Origin of the sequence: Bradyrhizobium sp. 159, from assembly GCF_023073795.1 — a bacterium.
In the GTDB taxonomy this organism is placed as follows: domain Bacteria; phylum Pseudomonadota; class Alphaproteobacteria; order Rhizobiales; family Xanthobacteraceae; genus Bradyrhizobium.
In genome coordinates, this window is record NZ_JADPKE010000027.1 from 17,492 (window position 1) to 34,616 (window position 17,125).

A 17,125-nucleotide genomic window follows, 5' to 3' on the forward strand; every position below is an offset into this window, starting at 1 on the left:
ATGAGACGCTGCTTACTTCGCTTCCGCGCGCTTGGGCGGAGTGGCCGGCCACGACTTAATCAGGGTGTCGTAGTCGACCGTCTCGCCCTTCGGCTTCTCGTTGGCGAGCTTGCGCTGGGGAGCAATCGTGCCGTCCTTCTGGGCCTTGGCGAACCAGTATTCGGCCGATTCCTTCTTGTGCAGCTTGGGACCGCAGGCGCCCTGCACGCCGGACTTCTCGAGGCGCTCCATCACGGAGTCCTGGGCGGCCGCAAGGGCATCCATCGCCTGCTGCGGCGTCTTGGCACCGGACGACGCATCGCCGATGTTCTGCCACCAGAGCTGCGCGAGCTTCGGATAGTCGGGCACGTTGTTGCCGGTCGGGGTCCACTGCACGCGGGCGGGCGAGCGGTAGAACTCGATCAAGCCGCCGAGCTTCGGCGCACGTTCCGTAAAGGACTTATCCCAGATGTCGGACTCACGGATGAAGGTGAGACCGACATGGCTCTTCTTCAGGCTCACCGACTTGGAGACGATGAACTGGAGATAGAGCCAGGCTGCCTTGCGGCGGTCCGGCGGAGTCGACTTCAGCAGCGTCGCGGAGCCGGCGTCCTGGTAGCCGAGCTTCATGCCTTCCTTCCAGTAGGAACCGTGCGGCGAGGGAGCCATGCGCCACTTCGGCGTACCGTCCGCATTCACGACCGGTAGACCCGGCTTCACCATGTCGGCGGTGAAGGCGGTGTACCAGAAGATCTGCTGGGCGATATTGCCCTGCGCCGGCACCGGGCCAGCTTCGGAGAACGTCATGCCCTGCGCCTGCGGCGGCGCGTACTTCTTCAGCCACTCGAGATACTTGGTGATCGAGTAGACCGCGGCTGGACCGTTGGTGTCGCCACCACGTTCCACCGACGAGCCGACCGGACGGCAGCCTTCCATGCGGATGCCCCATTCGTCGACCGGCAGGCCGTTCGGAATGCCCTTGTCACCGTTGCCGGCCATCGACAGCCAGGCGTCGGTGAAGCGCCATCCGAGCGAGGGGTCCTTCTTGCCATAGTCCATATGGCCGTAGACCTTGACGCCGTTGATCTCCTTGATGTCGTTGGTGAAGAACTCGGCGATGTCCTCATAGGCGGACCAGTTCACGGGCACGCCGAGCTCGTAGCCATACTTGGCCTTGAACTTGGCCTTGTAGTCGGGGTTGGTGAACCAGTCGTAGCGGAACCAGTAGAGGTTGGCGAACTGCTGGTCGGGAAGCTGATAGAGCTTGCCGTCCGGCCCGGTGGTGAATGACTTGCCGATGAAGTCATTGACGTCGAGCATGGGATCGGTGACGTCCTTGCCCTCGCCGGCCATGTAGTCCGACAGCACGATGGTCTGGCCGTAACGGAAATGCGTGCCGATCAGGTCGCTATCGTTGATCCAGCCGTCATAGACGTTCTTGCCGGACTGCATCTGGGTCTGGAGCTTCTCGACGACGTCACCCTCCTGGATGAGGTCGTGCTTGAGCTTGATGCCGGTGATCTCGGAGAACGCCTTGGCCAGCGTCTGCGCTTCATATTCGTGTGTCGTGATGGTCTCGGAGACGACGTTGATCTCCATGTTCTTGAAGGGCTCGGCGGCCTTGGCAAACCACTCCAGCTCCTTCTTCTGGTCTTCCTTCGACAGCGTCGAGGGCTGGAATTCCGCCATCCACTTCTGGATTACGGCGTCGTCGGCGGCGCGAACTGGCGCCGAGACGGCGAACGACACCGCAATAATCGCGGCGACGCTGGACATGGTCATAAAGCTATTCCTGGTCAATGGACCTTTCCTTCTCCTAAACTGCCGCATGTTATTCCTCCGTTGCAGCGACAAACTTTTATACAGGCCCGGGTTGGTCCCGGATCTGGCCGTCCCTTCGCCAGCTTCAGACCGTGCGAAAAATAAGCGCGGCCATGACCAGCGAAATTCCGCTTGCGAGCCACAGGCTCGAAATCTCAAAACCTTCCTCGCCGACCGGCAGCGTGGCGATCGCATCGGTGCCGACGAGGCCGATCCACACGAGGTGAATGACGGCGGCCGCGATCAGCGAGATGAACAGGCGGTCGCCGCGCGTGGTCGGAATGCTGAGCACGCCGACGCGCTCGGCCTCGGGATAGACCGCGGCAAGCCACGTCATCACTGCCAGCGTGCAGGCGAGCGCTGCGAAGAAGATCGCGGTCGGCAACGTCCAGGCCATCCATGCAATGGATTCCATATGAGCCTCCCTAGACCCGGCCAAGCGCGAAACCGCGCGCGATATAGTTGCGGACGAACCAGATCACGAGCGCGCCCGGAATGATGGTGAGCACGCCGGCGGCGGCCAGCAGGCCCCAATCCATGCCGGCGGCCGACACCGTGCGCGTCATGATGGCGGCGATGGGCTTGGTCTGCACCGAGGTCAGCGTGCGCGCGAGCAAGAGCTCGACCCATGAGAACATGAAGCAGAAGAAGGCGGCGACGCCGATGCCGCTCGCAATCAGCGGCACCAGGATCTTGATGAAGAAGCGTGGGAAGGAATAGCCGTCGAGGAAGGCGGTCTCGTCGATCTCGCGCGGCACGCCGGAGACGAAGCCTTCCAGGATCCACACCGCCAGCGGAACGTTGAAGATGCAGTGCGCGAGCGCGACCGCCCAGGGCGTATCGAACAGGCCGATCGCCGAATAGAGGTTGAAGAACGGCAGCGCATAAACCGCGGCCGGCGCCATGCGGTTCGACAACAGCCAGAAGAACAGGTGCTTGTCGCCGAGGAAGCGGTAGCGCGAGAAGGCGTAGGCCGCCGGCAGCGCCACCGCGATCGAGATGACGGTGTTGAGGACGACGTATTCCAGCGAGTTGATGTAGCCGGAGTACCAGCTCTCGTCGGTGAAGATGCGCTTGTAGTGCTGGAGCGTCGGGGTATGCGGCCACAGCGTCATTGTCGAGACGATCTCGCTGTTGGTCTTGAAGCTCATGTTGACGAGCCAGTAGATCGGCAGCAGCAGAAAGATCAGGAACAGCCCCATGATGAGGCGGCGGCCGGGGATCGGATGCATCAGGCCACTCCTTCCTTTGGCTTAAGCGCGGGCACGGGCTTGGGCCGGGCCGACGGCTTGGACTCAATCGCCGGCTCGCTCTCTGCCTGGACTTTGCGTTCGACGCCGGCATTGGTCATGACGGTATAGAAGATCCAGCAGACGATCAGGATGATCAGATTGTAGACCAGCGACAGCGCGGCGGCCTTTCCGAGGTCAAACTGGCCGAGCGCGATCTTGACCAGCTCGATCGACACGAAGGTCGTCGAGTTGCCCGGCCCGCCGCCGGTGACGACGAAGGGCTCGGTATAGATCATGAAGCTGTCCATGAAGCGCAGCAGCACCGCGATCAAGAGCACGCGGTTCATCTTCGGCAGCTGGATCGCCTTGAAAACGGCCCAGCGCGAGGCGCCGTCGATCTGGGCGGCCTGGTAATAGGCTTCGGGAATCGACTTCAGACCGGCGTAACAGAGCAGCGCAACGAGGCTGGTCCAGTGCCAAACATCCATCACGATGACCGTGACCCAGGCGTCGATGTCGTTGGAGACGTAATTGTAGTCGAAGCCCGCGGCGTTGAGAGCATAGCCGAGCAGGCCGATGTCGGGGCGGCCGAAGATCTGCCAGATCGTGCCGACCACGTTCCACGGAATCAGCAGCGGCAGCGCGAGGATGACGAGGCAGGCCGCAACCGTCCAGCCCTCGCGCGGCATCGACAGCGCGACGACGATGCCAAGCGGCACCTCGATGGCGAGGATCACCAGCGAGAAAAACAGATTGCGGCCGAGCGAAGCGAGAAAGCGGCCGCTGAGATCGGTCGAGGGATCGAGCAGCTCCTTGAACCAGCCGACACCGTTCCAGAAGAACTGGTTGTTGCCGAAGGTGTCCTGCATCGAATAGTTCACCACCGTCATCAGCGGCAGCACCGCCGAGAAGGCGACCACCAGGAACACCGGCAGCACCAGGAACCAGGCTTTTTGGTTGACGATCTTGTCCATCAGGCGGCTCCCTCCACCAGAAGGCTGTCGGCATAGACGTGGACATGCGACGGATCGAATTTCAGCCCCGCGTTGCCGTCCGGGCTGGTGAATCCGCCGGGGGCGCGCGCGGCGAGCTTTGCGTCGCCGAGCCGCGCCCGCGCGAAACGGATGCGGCCGAGATCGTCGATGCGCTCGATCTTCGCGGTGAACAGACCGGGCGCGGGCGGGACGACCTCGACGAATTCGGGGCGGACACCGATCTCGATCTTGGCGCCCGAAGGCAAATTGTCGTAGCTGCGGTTGAGCGCGATGACGTGCCCACCGATCCGCGCCTCGCGTCCCCTCACCTCCGCCGGCAGGATGTTCATGCCAGGCGAGCCGATGAAGTAGCCGACGAACGTATGGGCAGGCTTGTCGAACAGTTCGGCCGGCGTGCCACTCTGCACCACGCGGCCGTCATGCATGACGACGACGGTGTCGGCGAAGGTCAGCGCCTCGGTCTGGTCATGGGTGACGTAAATCATCGTGAGGTCGAGCTCGCGATGCAGCGCCTTCAGCTTGGAGCGGAGCTGCCATTTCAGCTCGGGATCGATCACGGTCAGCGGCTCGTCGAACAGCACCGCGGCGACGTCGGAGCGGACCAGACCGCGGCCGAGCGAGATCTTCTGCTTGGCGTCGGCCGTGAGCCGCGTCGCCTTGCGGTTCAGATAGGGTTCGAGATCGAGCAGGCGGCCGATCTCCGCGACGCGCCTGTCGATCTCGGCCTTCGGCACGCCGCGGTTCTTCAGCGGAAACGCCAGGTTCTGCCCCACCGTCATGGTGTCGTAGATCACCGGAAACTGGAACACCTGGGCGATGTTGCGCTTCTGGGTTGACAATGGTGTGATGTCCACCCCGTCGAACATGATCTTTCCGCGCGAGGGCGTGATGATGCCGGAGATGACGTTGAGCAGCGTGGTCTTGCCGCAGCCGGACGGCCCGAGCAGTGCATAGGCGCCGCCCTGCCGCCAGGTCATGGTCACAGGCTTCAGCGCAAAGCTTTCCGGCGGCGCATCATTGCCGCCATAGGAGTGCGCGAGATCGAGGAGGTCAATGCGGGCCATGGCGCATCTCCCTCAGGAGCTTTTTCTGTTTGATACGTTTTCTTCACGCGAACCGCTACGCACTTCGCTTGAAAACGCTATGCCAGGTGCGGCGACCAGACGGTCGGCCGCATCGAACACGAAGACATCATTGGGATCGAGCACGGCGTCCAGGGTCTGGCCCGGCTCGAACTCGTGCACGCCGTGCAGGACCGCCACCCAGTTCGAACCCTCGCGGGTCAGATGCACGAAACTCTCCGAACCGGTGATCTCGGTCACCGTCACCGTGGCGTGGAAGGCGTGGCGGTCGGCCTCGCCATTGGCAAGCCCGAGCTGATGCGCGCGGAAGCCGACGCGATAGGCGCCGTCAGCAAGGCCAGCATAGAGCCCCGAGGCCGGCGAGGCCGTGCCGCCGGCATATTGCACGAAGCCATTTCTCTTCTCGATACCGACGAGATTGAGCGGCGGATCCGAAAACACCTGCGCGACGCGCAGCGTCTGCGGGCGGCGGTAGACGTTGGATGTCTCGCCCATCTGGAGCGCCTGGCCCTCCCACATGCACACGGTGCTGCCACCTAACAGCAGCGCCTCGGTCGGCTCGGTGGTGGCGTAGACGAAGATCGCGCCGGAGGCCTCGAAGATGCGCGGCAGCTCGGCGCGCAGCTCCTCGCGGAGTTTGTAGTCGAGATTGGCGAGCGGCTCGTCGAGCAGCACGAGATCGGCGCCCTTGACCAGCGCGCGCGCAATCGCGGTACGCTGCTGCTGGCCGCCCGAGAGTTGGAGCGGAGTTCGCTTCAGGAACGGCTCGAGGCGGAGCAGCTTTGCAGCCTCCGCGACACGCGCCTTGATCTCATCGCGCGGCTTGCCCTGCACGCGCAGGGGCGAGGCGATGTTCTCATAGACCGTGAGCGAGGGGTAATTGATGAATTGCTGATAGACCATCGCGACCGAACGTTGGCGCACGTCGGCGCCGGTGACGTCCTTGCCGCCCACCAGCACCCTGCCCGTGGTCGGCTTGTCGAGGCCGGCGAGCAGCCGCATGATCGAGGTCTTGCCCGATAACGTCGGGCCGAGCAGTACGTTGAGGGTACCGCTCTCGAGCGTCAGCGAGACGTCGCGGATGTGCGGGACGCCCTCGACAGTCCGGGTCACGTGGTCGAGCGTCACTGTCATGAGCGTCCTCCTGCTTCCAGCAGGGGAGTTTGCGGCACGGCGTGGGCCCTGATCCAGTCGTCAAGCGCGGCGATCTCGTCGGCAGATAGTCGCAGGCCGAGCTTGGACCGGCGCCAGACGACGTCCTCGGCGGTGACCGCCCATTCATTCGCCATGAGATAGCGGACCTCGCGCTCGGTCAGCGTCGCACCAAAGGACCGGCCGAGATCGGCGGTCGATTTCGCATCGCCGAGCAGCTTGATGGCACGGGTGCCATAGGCGCGGGCGAGGCGCCGCGCATGCTCATGGCTGAGGAAGGGATAGCCGCGCTGGAGCTCGGCGATCAGGCCGTCGATGTCGGATACGTTCATGTCGCCGCCGGGCAGCGGCCATTTGCCGGTCCAACCCTCGCGCGCTTTCGCGCTGCGAAGATAGGGCGCCAGCCGTTCCAGCGCCTCTTCGGCGAGTCGGCGGTAGGTCGTGATCTTGCCGCCATAGATCGACAGCAGCGGCACGCCGCCGGGCGTATCGAGCTCGAACACGTAGTCGCGGGTCGCGGCCTTGGCCTCGCTGGCGCCGTCGTCATAGAGCGGGCGTACGCCGGAATAGGTCCAGACCACGTCGTCGGGCGTCACCGGCTTTGCCAGGTATTCGCTCGCCGCCGTGCAGAGATATTGAATCTCCTCGGCTGTCGCCTTCACCTTAGCGGGATCGCCATCATAGTCGCGGTCGGTGGTGCCGATCAGCGTGAAATCGTCCTGGTACGGAATCACGAAGATGATGCGGCCGTCGGCGTTCTGGAACATGTAGGCGCGGTCGTGGTCGTAGAGCTTCTTCACCACGATGTGCGAGCCCTGCACCAGACGCACCTTGGCCTTCGCATTGAGGCCGGCGCCGCGGCCGAGCACGTCCTCGACCCAGGGACCGCCGGCATTGACCAGCGCGCGCGCCTGGATCGACGAGCGCTCGCCGGTCAGCGTGTTGACCATGCCGACGGTCCAGACGCCGTCGGACTGGCGAATCTCGGTGGCGCGGGTGCGGGTGCGGATCTCGGCGCCCTTGTCGGCGGCGTCGCGCGCGTTGAGCACGACGAGACGGGCGTCGTCGACGAAGCAGTCCGAATATTCGAACGCGCGGCTGTAGCGGTTCGGGATTAGCGGGCGGCCGACCTCGTCACGCCGGAGATCGACCGAGCGGGTCGCGGGCAGCAGGTGACGGCCGCCGATGTGGTCATAAAGGAAAAGGCCGAGGCGCAGCAGCCAGGCCGGGCGCAGGCCGGCGTGATGCGGCAGGACGAATCTCAGCGGGCGGATGATGTGGGGCGCGATGCCCCAGAGGATCTCGCGTTCGATCAAGGCTTCTCGGACCAGGCGAAACTCGTAATATTCGAGATAGCGCAGCCCGCCATGCACCAGCTTGGTCGACCAGGACGACGTCCCGCTCGCCAAATCGTTCATTTCGCACAGGAAAACCGTGTTGCCGCGGCCCACCGCGTCGCGCGCGATGCCGCAGCCATTCACACCGCCTCCGATGATGGCGAGGTCGAAAATACGCTCCAACAGACGCATCCCCCGGCAACCGCCCGTTCATCGAAGCGGCAACTTTCGCTTTTGATTAGATCACACCCTGAAACGAAAGCAAGATGAAAGAGAAGCGAGGGGAAGTGAAAGAGGAACTCCTTCAACGACGATGGAGCGGGGAATCGACAGGAGAACGGACAAATTAGGGGCACGACGCCCTTATTGGTGCGACCGCACTTGTTCACGGCTTAACGGTTGTTACGCGCAATGTGGAAGATTTCGAACCTACGGGCGTGACGCTGCTGAACCCGTGGAGCGCACCTAAATCTTAGCGCAACCGCACCACTGGCACCGCTTCAGGCGCGGCATCCTGCGCATCGGCCTGTGTCTCATCGATCTCCCTCGCCTCCTTCGGCATCGCTTCGACCACCTCGATGCCCTTGCTGTGGCAGATGGTGGCGAGGCGCTCGGGCAGTTCCTGGTCGGTGACGAAGGTCTGGATTTGACTGATGTGGGCGATCCGCACCGGCGCGCTGCGGCGGAGCTTTGTGGAATCGGCGACCAGCATGACGCTTCGAGCATTGGCGATGATCGCCTGCGCCACCTGCACCTCGCGATAGTCGAAGTCGAGCAGGGCGCCCTCTTCATCGATCGCGGACGCCCCGATGATGGCGTAATCGACCTTGAACTGGCCGATCAGCTGCGTCGCGGTCGAGCCGACCACCGCGCCGTCGGCGCGCCGCACCGTGCCGCCGGCGACCACCACCTCGATGCGGGGATGGCGGTAGAGCAGCATGGCGACGTTGAGATTGTTGGTGATGACGAGCAGATCCTCGTGCGAGGTCAGCGCGCTCGCGACCTCCTCCGTCGTGGTGCCGATGTTGATGAAGAGCGAGCAGCCGTTCGGGATCAGCGAGGCGGCAGCAGCGCCGATCGCCTTCTTCTCGTCGGCGGCGACGAAGCGGCGCGCCTCGTAGGCGAGATTTTCAACGCCCGAGGCGATGATGGCGCCGCCATGGATGCGGGTCAGCGATCTCCGCTCGCAGAGATCGTTGAGATCCTTGCGGATGGTCTGCGCCGACACCTCGAACCGGCGCGCGAGTTCCTCGACCATGACGCGGCCTGAGGCCCGCGCGAGGTTGAGGATTTCGGCTTGGCGATGGGTCAGTCCGGTCACGGCAAGAGCCTCAAATCAGAACGATGCATGGTGCGGCGGTTCGCGCGTTCGGTCAATGCGGGAGACGATCACGGTTAACGGACTGCCTCAACACGCCATCGCGGCGGCTAGGCGCGCGAGCAGCTCCGGATCGTCGTAGGCGCGCGCGGACGCGACCGCGCCCGCGGCAACAAGGTCTGCATGGCTGAGGGTGGTGCGCATGCCGATGGTCGGGATGCCGGCCGCCGCGGCCGATTGCACGCCGGAGCGTGAGTCCTCGAACGCGATCGACGCCTCTGCGCTGGCGCCGACGAAACGCAGTCCTTCCTGATAGGGCAGCGGATGCGGCTTGCCGTGCGGCAGCTCGTCGCCGATCACGATTGCCTTGAACCGCTCGGTGATGCCGAGGCCCGAGAGCAGCAGCTCGGCGTTGAGGCGCGGCGCGTTGGTCACGGCCACCATGGGAATGCCGGCGGCATCCGCACGGTCGAGCAGCGCCATCAGCCCCGGTATCGGCACGATCTGCCCGGCCACCAGATCACGAAAGATCGCCTCCTTCTCGCCGAGGATTGCGAGGCGCCGTTCCGGCGATTCGTCCGGCAGAAATCGCTCCCCGATCGACACATTGGAAAAGCCCTGAAGCTCGCGCTTGAAGCGCTCATCGTCCACCACATGGCCGCGCGGGGCGAACACGCGGTGAAAGGCTTCGCGATGAAGCGGATCCGTATCGGCCAGCGTCCCGTCAATGTCGAACAGTAACGCCCTGCCCATCGCTTGCCTTTTGGCCTCGATCATTTCCGTACTTCCCAAGTGCGTGGCGCATCAATGCGAAAGACGTATCAATACGGTCTCGATTGCGCAATGACGCGTCCACATCACGACAATGCGGCACTCGACAAAGTCGCGCGCGGCTGCAACACTCGTGGCAAGATCAAAAAGGAGGAAACGATGATGATCAACCGACGCGATTTGGCTCTATCGACTCTCGCCGTCTCTGCGCTTGCTCTCGCGGCACCGGCACTGGCCGCTTCAGCGGACGAAGAGGCCGTGGCGAAGAAGGTGGAGGCCTTCCGCCTCGCCCAGATCGCAGCGGATCCTAAGGCGCTCGGCGCACTCTGCGCGGAGGAGCTCAGCTACAGCCATTCCAGCGGCAAGGTCGAGGACAAGGCGACCTTCATCACCAATGCGACCGACGGCAAGTCGAAATTCCTCTCGATCGAATACAAGGACCCGACCATCAAGGTCGTCGGTCCCGCCGCGATCGTGCGCTTCCACTGGCTCGGCGAACAGGAGATGGCGGCCGATGGGAAGAAAGTATCGACCAACCTCCACATCCTGATGAACTGGCAGAAGCAGGGCGACGAGTGGAAGCTGCTGTCGCGGGCGGCGACAAAGTTGTGATGACGTTCCAACCCTCTCCCTTGCGGGAGAGGGTGGCTCGCGGCGAAGCGGCGAGACGGGAGAGGGGTCTCCATTCACGAAACGAACCTCCCACTTCTGCGTTTGCGGAGCCGATCCTGATCCGGCGCTTCGCACCACCTTCTCCCGCAAGGAGAAAGGAGGAGCAGCGGTGTGGGCGGTAAAAATTTCCGACCACGCTTCGCGCGTCAAAATTACCAGCTCCAGGCGCTTACGCCGCCTCCTTCAACTCGCCGTTCACAAGCTTGCGCGCGGCGCGCTCGGCTTCGCGCGCATTGCGGAAGAGTTGACCTTCGAGGCGGTTGAAGCGGTCGGATGAGGCGAAGAAACAGTAGCCTCCCTGAGAACGAACGACGATACCTGCGGTCTGCGAATTGACTTCGATGATGTAGCTGTCCGGCATGGCCCGTGGATTCCTCAGTGCGGGCAAATAACGGCATTCCTGCCCAAAGGTTCCCCGGGCATTTGAGGCCGTTTCCACCCCGAATCGACACGCAATTGAGTACGCTGGGACCTCATCCGTTTTATGACTGGTTCTTGGCGAAGACGCGACGCGATGACTTAGTCGCGCCGCGTTTGCCACGTGTTCGTGAGATGAGGCAGAGCGTCGCGCGCGATTACGTCGCGATTGTCGTGTCGGTCGCGCGAACCGCCTGCGGGCGGCCGTGCTCGTCGATCGAGACGTAGGTAAAATTGCCGTCGGTGACGAGGAACGGATGCTCCTCGCCGCGCCGCAGCGCCCAGGCTTCCAGATGCACGGTGAGCGAGGTGCGGCCCACCCGTACGAGATTGGCGTAGACGGATACGAGATCACCGACATAGACCGCTTTGCGAAAATTCATCGCTTCGATCGCGACGGTCACCGTGCGCGACTTCGCGACTTTCGAGGCGAACACGCCGCCGCCCACATCCATCTGGCTGAGCAGCCAGCCACCGAAGATGTCGCCATTCGCGTTGGTGTCGGCGGGCATCGCCAGAGTACGGATGCAGAGATCCCCGCGCGGCCCGGTGGTGGCGTGTTCACTCATATCTCTCTCACTTGAAACTGTTCCAGCCCGGATGGGGCGCAAAGCGCTCGCCGAATCGCTCGGCCAGTGCGCGCAAGCTGGACAAGACATTTTCCACACCGCGCGTGCGCGCATAGTTCAACGGATCGCCACGGAAGGGTGCATAGCCGGTGCCGAAGATCATGGCGCCGTCGACCGCGTCGGCGTCGTCGACAACGCCTTCGCGCAGGGCAGCGACGCAGACGTTGGACATCGGCAACACCAGGCGGTCGATCATCTGGTCGGTGACGCGCGGACCGGTCTCGGGAAGCTGTGCCTTCTCCGCCTTGCCGTCCTTCCAGACATAAAAGCCCTTGCCGGTCTTGCGGCCGAGCTCGCCCTTGGCCACCTTCTCGCGCAGCCAGGCCGGCGTCGGCGGCAGCAGATCGCCGAACTTGGTGCGCAGCATGTCGCCGACATCGAGACAGATGTCGAGCCCGACCTGGTCGGCCAGCTCGATCGGTCCCATCGGCATGCCGAACTGCTCGGCCGCGGCGTCGATCAGGCGCTGGTCGATCTTCTCGTCCAGCATCACCATGGCTTCCAGCATGTAGGGCGTCAGCGCGCGATTGACGAGGAAGCCGGGCGAGCTCTTCACGGGCAGCGGCAGGCGGTCAATCGCCCCGACGAAGGCGAGCGCCTCTTTCAGCACTTGCGGGTCGTTGCCGTCATGGCTGACGACCTCGACCAGTTGCAGCCGCGACACCGGATTGAAGAAATGCAGGCCGACCAGCCGATCCGGCCGCGCCAGCGTCGTTCGCAGGTCCTGTAGCGGAATGCTCGACGTGTTGGTCGCAAGAATCGCGCCGGGCTTCATCCGCGGCTCGAGGCCGGCATAGACCTTCTGCTTCAGCTCGAGCTTCTCCGGCACGGCCTCGATGATGAGATCGGCGTTGCATGCGCCCTCTCCGTCCATGTCAGGAATGAGGCGATCGAGTGCGTCGTGCACGTCGGTCGGCTTGCGAATGATCTTGCCGTAGAGTTCGGCCGCGCGCTTCACCGCGCCGGCGATCGGCTCCGGCTTCACGTCGGCCAGCGAGACGCGCATCCCCTGTCCCGCGCACCAGGCCGCGATGTCACCGCCCATGGCGCCGGCGCCGATGACATGGACATGCTTGACGGCATTGCCGCTGCCCGCCGCCTTCTTCATCTGCTCGCGCAGGAAGAAGACCCGGATCAGGTTCTGCGCGGTCGGCGTCACCATCAGCTTGGCGAACGAGGCCTGTTCGGCTTTCAGCATCGCGGCCTTGCTGCCGCCATGGGTCTCCCAGAGATCGATCAGCGTGTAGGGCGCCGGATAGTGCTCACGAGATGCCGCCTTCGCCGCCTGCGAGCGCATGCGTTTGGCGAGCAGCCCGCGCACGAGGCCGACATTCGCCGCGCGAACCAGCAAGCCCGGCCGCGCCCGCTTCAGACGTCCGAACAGCGCATCCTTCACGGCATTGTGGACGTGGCGCTCCTGCGTGACGGTGTCGACAAGGCCGAGCGATCTGGCGCGGCGCGCATCGATGGTGCGGCCGGTCAGCATCAGGGCCATCGACTGGATCGGATTGACCAGCGCGGTGAAGCGCGCGGTGCCGCCGAGGCCTGGATGAAGGCCGAGCATCACCTCCGGGAAGCCGAAGCGCGCCCCCTCGATGGCGATGCGCGCCTGGCAGGCGAGCGCGACCTCGAGCCCGCCGCCGAGGCAGAAGCCGTGGATGACCGCCACCGTCGGCAACCTCAACGCTTCCAGGTGATCGACTACGGCATGCGCGGACCGGATGCGTGTCTCCACCATCTCAGGATCGGACGCGCCGCGAAATTCGTTGACGTCGGCGCCGGCAATGAAGCCGGACGGCTTTGCCGAGCGGATCACGAGGCCGGCGGGACGCTCGGTCTCGATCGCCGCAAGCACGGCATCGAACTCCTCCATCACATCCGAGGACAGCGTGTTGGCGCTCGCCTCGGCGCGGTCGAACAGCAGCCAGGCGACACCATCGGCATCGCGCGTCAGCTTGAAGTGCTTGTAGGGACTGTCTGTCCCAGGCTTGGGCCCGAGCTCCAGCACGCGGTCGCCAAGCGCGGTCATGATCTTGGAATCCATGGTCACAGCGCCTCGATCAGCATGGCGCCGCCGAGCCCGCCGCCGATGCATTCGGTGGCAACGCCGCGCCGCGTGCCAAGCCGCTTCATGGCGTTGACGAGATGCAGCACGATCCGGTTGCCGGAGGTGCCGACGGGATGACCGAGCGAGATCGCGCCACCGTCGACGTTTAGTCTTTCGCGGGCGATCTCGCCGGCTGCGCCGTCGAGGCCCAAAATCTCGCGACAGAATTTATCGTCGTTCCAGGCGGCGAGACAGCCGAGCACCTGCGTGGCGAAAGCCTCGTTCAATTCCAAGGTCTCGACGTCGTTGATGCTGAGGCCGTTGCGCTGGAGCAGCGGCGTCGCCGAGATCACCGGGCCGAGCCCCATGATGCTAGGATCGAGCGCGGCCCAATTGCTGTCGACGATGACAGCTTTAGGGGTTAGCTTGTGCTTGGCGACCGCGGCGTCGGAGGCCAGGATCACCCAGGAGGCGCCATCGGTGATCTGCGAGGAATTGCCGGCGGTCACCTGTCCCCATGGGCGCTCGAACACCGGCCGGAGCTTTGCAAGCGTCTCGGCCGTCGAGTCCGGGCGTACGCCGTCGTCATGGTCGAAGAACTTGCCATCCCGGGAGAACGCGGTCTCAACCTCGCCCTTCAGAAAACCTTCGGCCTGCGCATGCGCAAGGCGGCGATGGCTCTCGGCCGCGTAGGCATCAGACTGCGCGCGCGTGATGCCAAAGAGATGACCGACGACCTCGGCGGTCTGGCCCATGTTCAAATCGGTGACGGGATCGGTCAGTCCGCGCTCGAGGCCGATGACCGGCTTGAGATAGCTTGGGCGCAGCTTGAAGGCTGCGGCGAGCTTCGCGGCAACGCCCTTGGCGGTGGCGAGCCCGGCGAACCAGCGCACGCCGGAATTCGGCCAGACCAGCGGCGCGTGGCTCAGCGCCTCGGTTCCACCGGCCAGGATCATGTCGGCATGGCCTTCGCGGATGTAGCGATAGGCAGTGTCGATCGACTGCATGCCGGAGCCGCAATTGATCTGTACCGTGAAGGCAACCATGTCCTCGCCCATGCCGAGCCGCAGCGCGGCGACACGGGCCGGGTTCATCTCGTCCGCGATCACGTTGACGCAGCCGAGGATGACCTGGTCGAAGTCAGTCGGGGCGAACGGCTGGCGCGCCAGCAGCGGCCGGCCGCATTGCACAGCGAGATCCACCGGCGTGAACGGGCCGGGGCCCGAGCGCGCCTTCAGAAACGGCGTCCGGCTGCCGTCGATGATGAAAACCGGTCGTGCCATCAGCTCGCCGCCCTCTGTTCACCGAGTTCCTGGAAGAACTGATGCACGTCGCCGGATTTCTTGTAAATCGGTGACAGCGCCTCAGGCGCAAAGTCATCGACCTCGATCACTTCGTTGACGGCTTCGCGGGCCGCGGCGAGCTGCTCGCCCTCGGCTTGCGTGATCACACCCTTGGCGACCGCGTCCTTCCAGTCGCGGACGGGCGCGGCGCGCACGCGCCTGGCGATCGCATCGGTTTCTGCAACCAGCTTGAACGCGCGCTCGAGCCGGGCAAAGCCGCCGTCATCATCGACAAAGGCGAGATCGGGCGTGAGACGCTCGCGCGCCGCCGACGGCTCCAGGACGAGGCTTGCGCATTGATGGGCGACGCGGTCCGACGGGCCGAGCACGCGTGCGCCGAACGGCTGGACCACGAGCTTGAGGAAGGCTGCGACGAAGCGGTTCGGCAGATTGGCCAGAATTTCCGCGAGCCGGTTCTCGATGGTCCGGAAGCCCGTCGCCATGCACCATTCCAGCGCGGCGAAATCCTCCTTCTGACGGCCCTCGTCCTGCCAGCGCTTCAGCGCGGCCGAGAGCAGATACAGCTCGGACAAAATGTCGCCGAACCGCGCCGACAGCATCTCCTTGCGCTTGAGCGCGCCGCCGAGCGTCAGCAGCGCCAGATCGGCGCAGAGCGCGAAGGCGGCAGAGTAGCGCGAGAGCTGGCGATAGAACGGCGTGGCATCGCCCGCATCAGGCGCCGGTGCGAAGGCGCCGAACGTCCAGCTTCGGCCAAAGGCGCGAAGCAATGTGCGGAAGCTGTGGCCGACGTGCTTCCAGAAAGCCTTGTCGAACGCGGCGAGGCCGCGCTCGCGGTCGGTGTCGGCGAGCGCATTCATCTCGCCGAGCAGATAGGGATGCGCGCGGATAGCACCCTGCCCGAACACGATGAGATTGCGCGTGAGAATGTTGGCGCCCTCGACCGTGATGCGACCGGCACGGCGCGATGCAGATTGCCGAGATAGTTCTGCGGACCATCGATCACGGCCTTGCCGCCGTGGATGTCCATGGCGTCGTCGATCGCAGTGCGCATGCGTTCGGTCGCATGCAGCTTCATGATGCCGGAGATGACGGCAGGATGAATGCCGGCATTGAGCGCCGCGCAGGTCAGCCGCCGCGCCGCATCGAGCTGATAGGCGGTCGCGACGATGCGCGCGAGCGGCTCCTCGACGCCCTCGAACTTGGAAATGGAGATGCCGAACTGCTCGCGGATGCGAGCATAGGCACCGGTGCTGCGCGCCGCAAAGGCGGCGCCGGCGGCCGACAGCGACGGCAGCGAGATGCCGCGCCCGGCGGCGAGCGCGGTCATCAGCATCTTCCAGCCCTGCCCCAGCCGAGCTTCGCCGCCGATGACGTAATCGAGCGGGATGAAGACGTCGCGGCCCCGGTTCGGGCCATTCTGGAACACTTGCATCGACGGCAGATGGCGGTGACCGATCTCGACGCCGGGCAGATTAGTCGGGATCAGCGCCACCGTGATTCCGAGCTCTTCCTGATCGCCGACGAGGTGATCGGGATCATAGGCCTTGAAGGCGAGACCGAGCAACGTCGCGACGGGGCCGAGCGTGATGTAGCGCTTGTGCCAGTTGAGACGAAGGCCGATCACCTCGCGGTCCTCGAACTCCCCCTTGCAGATGATGCCGGTGTCGACCATCGAGGCGGCATCGGAGCCGGCCTCCGGGCTGGTGAGGCCGAAGCAGGGAATGTCGCGACCATCGGCGAGGCGCGGCAGCCAGCGCTGCTGCTGCTCCCTGGTGCCGAAGCGCATCAAGAGCTCGCCGGGGCCGAGCGAGTTCGGCACCATCACCGTGACGGCGGTCGCGATCGAACGGGTCGAGATTTTTCGCACGACTTCGGAATGCGCATACGGCGAAAAGCCGAGCCCACCGAATTCCTTCGGAATGATCATGCCGAAGAACTTTTCGCGCTTGACGAAGTGCCAGACGTCCTGCGGCAGGTCGCGCCATTCCCAGAAGATCTTCCACTCGTCGAGCATGGCGCAGAGCTCGTCGACGGGGCCATTGAGGAAGGCCTGCTCCTCCGCGGTCAGCGTTGCCTGCGGGACCTTCAGCAGCTTCGACCAATCGGGATTGCCGGTGAAGAGATCGGCGTCCCACCAGACGTCACCGGCCTCCAGCGCCTCGCGCTCGGTATCGGACATCGCCGGCAGCACGCCGCGCGCGAGAGTGAAGATCGGCTTTGTCAGAGTGTCGCGGCGGAAGCTCATGGCTGACCTCATGCATCGGCGCGGTTATCGGGCATTTTAGCGGAAACTGGCTGGCCGAGGCGAACGCTTCGCCTGCGAAATTGACGCGGCCGAGCGGCCGCCCAGGGCCATAACGGCCTGGGCG

14 protein-coding genes and 2 pseudogenes are annotated in these 17,125 nt (G+C 64.5%); 2 read left to right on the forward strand and 14 right to left on the reverse strand.

The window, feature by feature from the left end; genetic code table 11:
* Window positions 1-12: 12 nt before the first annotated feature.
* The 7 genes from IVA96_RS04975 to glpD form a co-directional block, all read right to left on the reverse strand.
* A complete protein-coding gene (locus tag IVA96_RS04975) occupies window positions 13-1,755 on the reverse strand; it encodes an ABC transporter substrate-binding protein (protein ID WP_247415786.1) in 1,743 nt (580 codons plus the stop codon).
* A 130-nt stretch (window positions 1,756-1,885) separates the two neighbouring features.
* Complete coding sequence (locus IVA96_RS04980; protein ID WP_247300933.1) at window positions 1,886-2,215, reverse strand: DUF2160 domain-containing protein; 330 nt, start codon at window positions 2,213-2,215, stop codon at window positions 1,886-1,888.
* Window positions 2,216-2,225: 10 nt separating this feature from the next.
* Entirely contained in the window at window positions 2,226-3,032 is an 807-nt protein-coding gene (locus tag IVA96_RS04985; RefSeq protein ID WP_247415694.1) for a carbohydrate ABC transporter permease, read from the reverse strand.
* Window positions 3,032-4,006 carry a sugar ABC transporter permease gene (locus IVA96_RS04990; protein WP_247415697.1) on the reverse strand — a complete coding sequence of 325 codons (975 nt, stop codon included), beginning with the start codon at window positions 4,004-4,006 and terminating at the stop codon, window positions 3,032-3,034. The genes IVA96_RS04985 and IVA96_RS04990 overlap by 1 nt, the downstream gene beginning before the upstream one ends.
* Window positions 4,006-5,091 (reverse strand): ABC transporter ATP-binding protein, encoded by a 1,086-nt coding sequence (locus IVA96_RS04995; RefSeq protein ID WP_247415700.1) that lies wholly within the window; start codon window positions 5,089-5,091, stop codon window positions 4,006-4,008. Before IVA96_RS04995 ends, IVA96_RS04990 begins: the two co-directional genes overlap by 1 nt.
* A 12-nt stretch (window positions 5,092-5,103) precedes the next feature.
* On the reverse strand, window positions 5,104-6,243 hold the full coding sequence (locus IVA96_RS05000; RefSeq protein ID WP_247415702.1) for an ABC transporter ATP-binding protein: 1,140 nt from the start codon (window positions 6,241-6,243) through the stop codon (window positions 5,104-5,106).
* Complete coding sequence (gene glpD / locus IVA96_RS05005; protein ID WP_247415706.1) at window positions 6,240-7,790, reverse strand: glycerol-3-phosphate dehydrogenase; 1,551 nt, start codon at window positions 7,788-7,790, stop codon at window positions 6,240-6,242. Before glpD ends, IVA96_RS05000 begins: the two co-directional genes overlap by 4 nt.
* Before the next feature lie 164 nt (window positions 7,791-7,954).
* On the opposite strand from glpD, the pseudogene IVA96_RS05010 reads away from it, so the two are divergent.
* Window positions 7,955-8,074 (forward strand): annotated as a pseudogene (locus IVA96_RS05010) (VapC toxin family PIN domain ribonuclease); the annotation flags it as partial.
* Here the strand turns inward: IVA96_RS05010 and IVA96_RS05015 are convergent.
* Window positions 8,071-8,919 carry a DeoR/GlpR family DNA-binding transcription regulator gene (locus tag IVA96_RS05015; protein WP_247300938.1) on the reverse strand — a complete coding sequence of 283 codons (849 nt, stop codon included), beginning with the start codon at window positions 8,917-8,919 and terminating at the stop codon, window positions 8,071-8,073. The pseudogene IVA96_RS05010 and the gene IVA96_RS05015 sit on opposite strands and share 4 nt — an antisense overlap.
* A gap of 87 nt (window positions 8,920-9,006) precedes the next feature.
* Window positions 9,007-9,693 carry an HAD-IA family hydrolase gene (locus tag IVA96_RS05020; protein ID WP_247415708.1) on the reverse strand — a complete coding sequence of 229 codons (687 nt, stop codon included), beginning with the start codon at window positions 9,691-9,693 and terminating at the stop codon, window positions 9,007-9,009.
* Window positions 9,694-9,846: 153 nt separating this feature from the next.
* On the opposite strand from IVA96_RS05020, the gene IVA96_RS05025 reads away from it, so the two are divergent.
* Window positions 9,847-10,299, forward strand: a complete 453-nt coding sequence (locus IVA96_RS05025; RefSeq protein WP_247279569.1) for a nuclear transport factor 2 family protein — start codon at window positions 9,847-9,849, stop codon at window positions 10,297-10,299.
* A gap of 229 nt (window positions 10,300-10,528) precedes the next feature.
* Here the strand turns inward: IVA96_RS05025 and IVA96_RS05030 are convergent, their stop codons facing one another.
* The 5 genes and pseudogenes from IVA96_RS05030 to IVA96_RS05050 form a co-directional block, all read right to left on the reverse strand.
* The gene (locus tag IVA96_RS05030; RefSeq protein ID WP_247415710.1) at window positions 10,529-10,720 is read right to left on the reverse strand and encodes a hypothetical protein; all 192 of its coding nucleotides are present in this window, start codon (window positions 10,718-10,720) and stop codon (window positions 10,529-10,531) included.
* Window positions 10,721-10,934: 214 nt separating this feature from the next.
* On the reverse strand, window positions 10,935-11,345 hold the full coding sequence (locus IVA96_RS05035) for an acyl-CoA thioesterase (protein ID WP_247332977.1): 411 nt from the start codon (window positions 11,343-11,345) through the stop codon (window positions 10,935-10,937).
* Between the two features lie 7 nt (window positions 11,346-11,352).
* On the reverse strand, window positions 11,353-13,449 hold the full coding sequence (locus IVA96_RS05040) for a 3-hydroxyacyl-CoA dehydrogenase NAD-binding domain-containing protein (protein WP_247415712.1): 2,097 nt from the start codon (window positions 13,447-13,449) through the stop codon (window positions 11,353-11,355).
* Window positions 13,450-13,451: 2 nt separating this feature from the next.
* Complete coding sequence (locus IVA96_RS05045; RefSeq protein ID WP_247415714.1) at window positions 13,452-14,735, reverse strand: acetyl-CoA C-acetyltransferase; 1,284 nt, start codon at window positions 14,733-14,735, stop codon at window positions 13,452-13,454.
* A pseudogene (locus IVA96_RS05050) lies at window positions 14,735-17,001 on the reverse strand (acyl-CoA dehydrogenase). Before IVA96_RS05050 ends, IVA96_RS05045 begins: the two are co-directional and overlap by 1 nt.
* Window positions 17,002-17,125 lie beyond the last annotated feature (124 nt).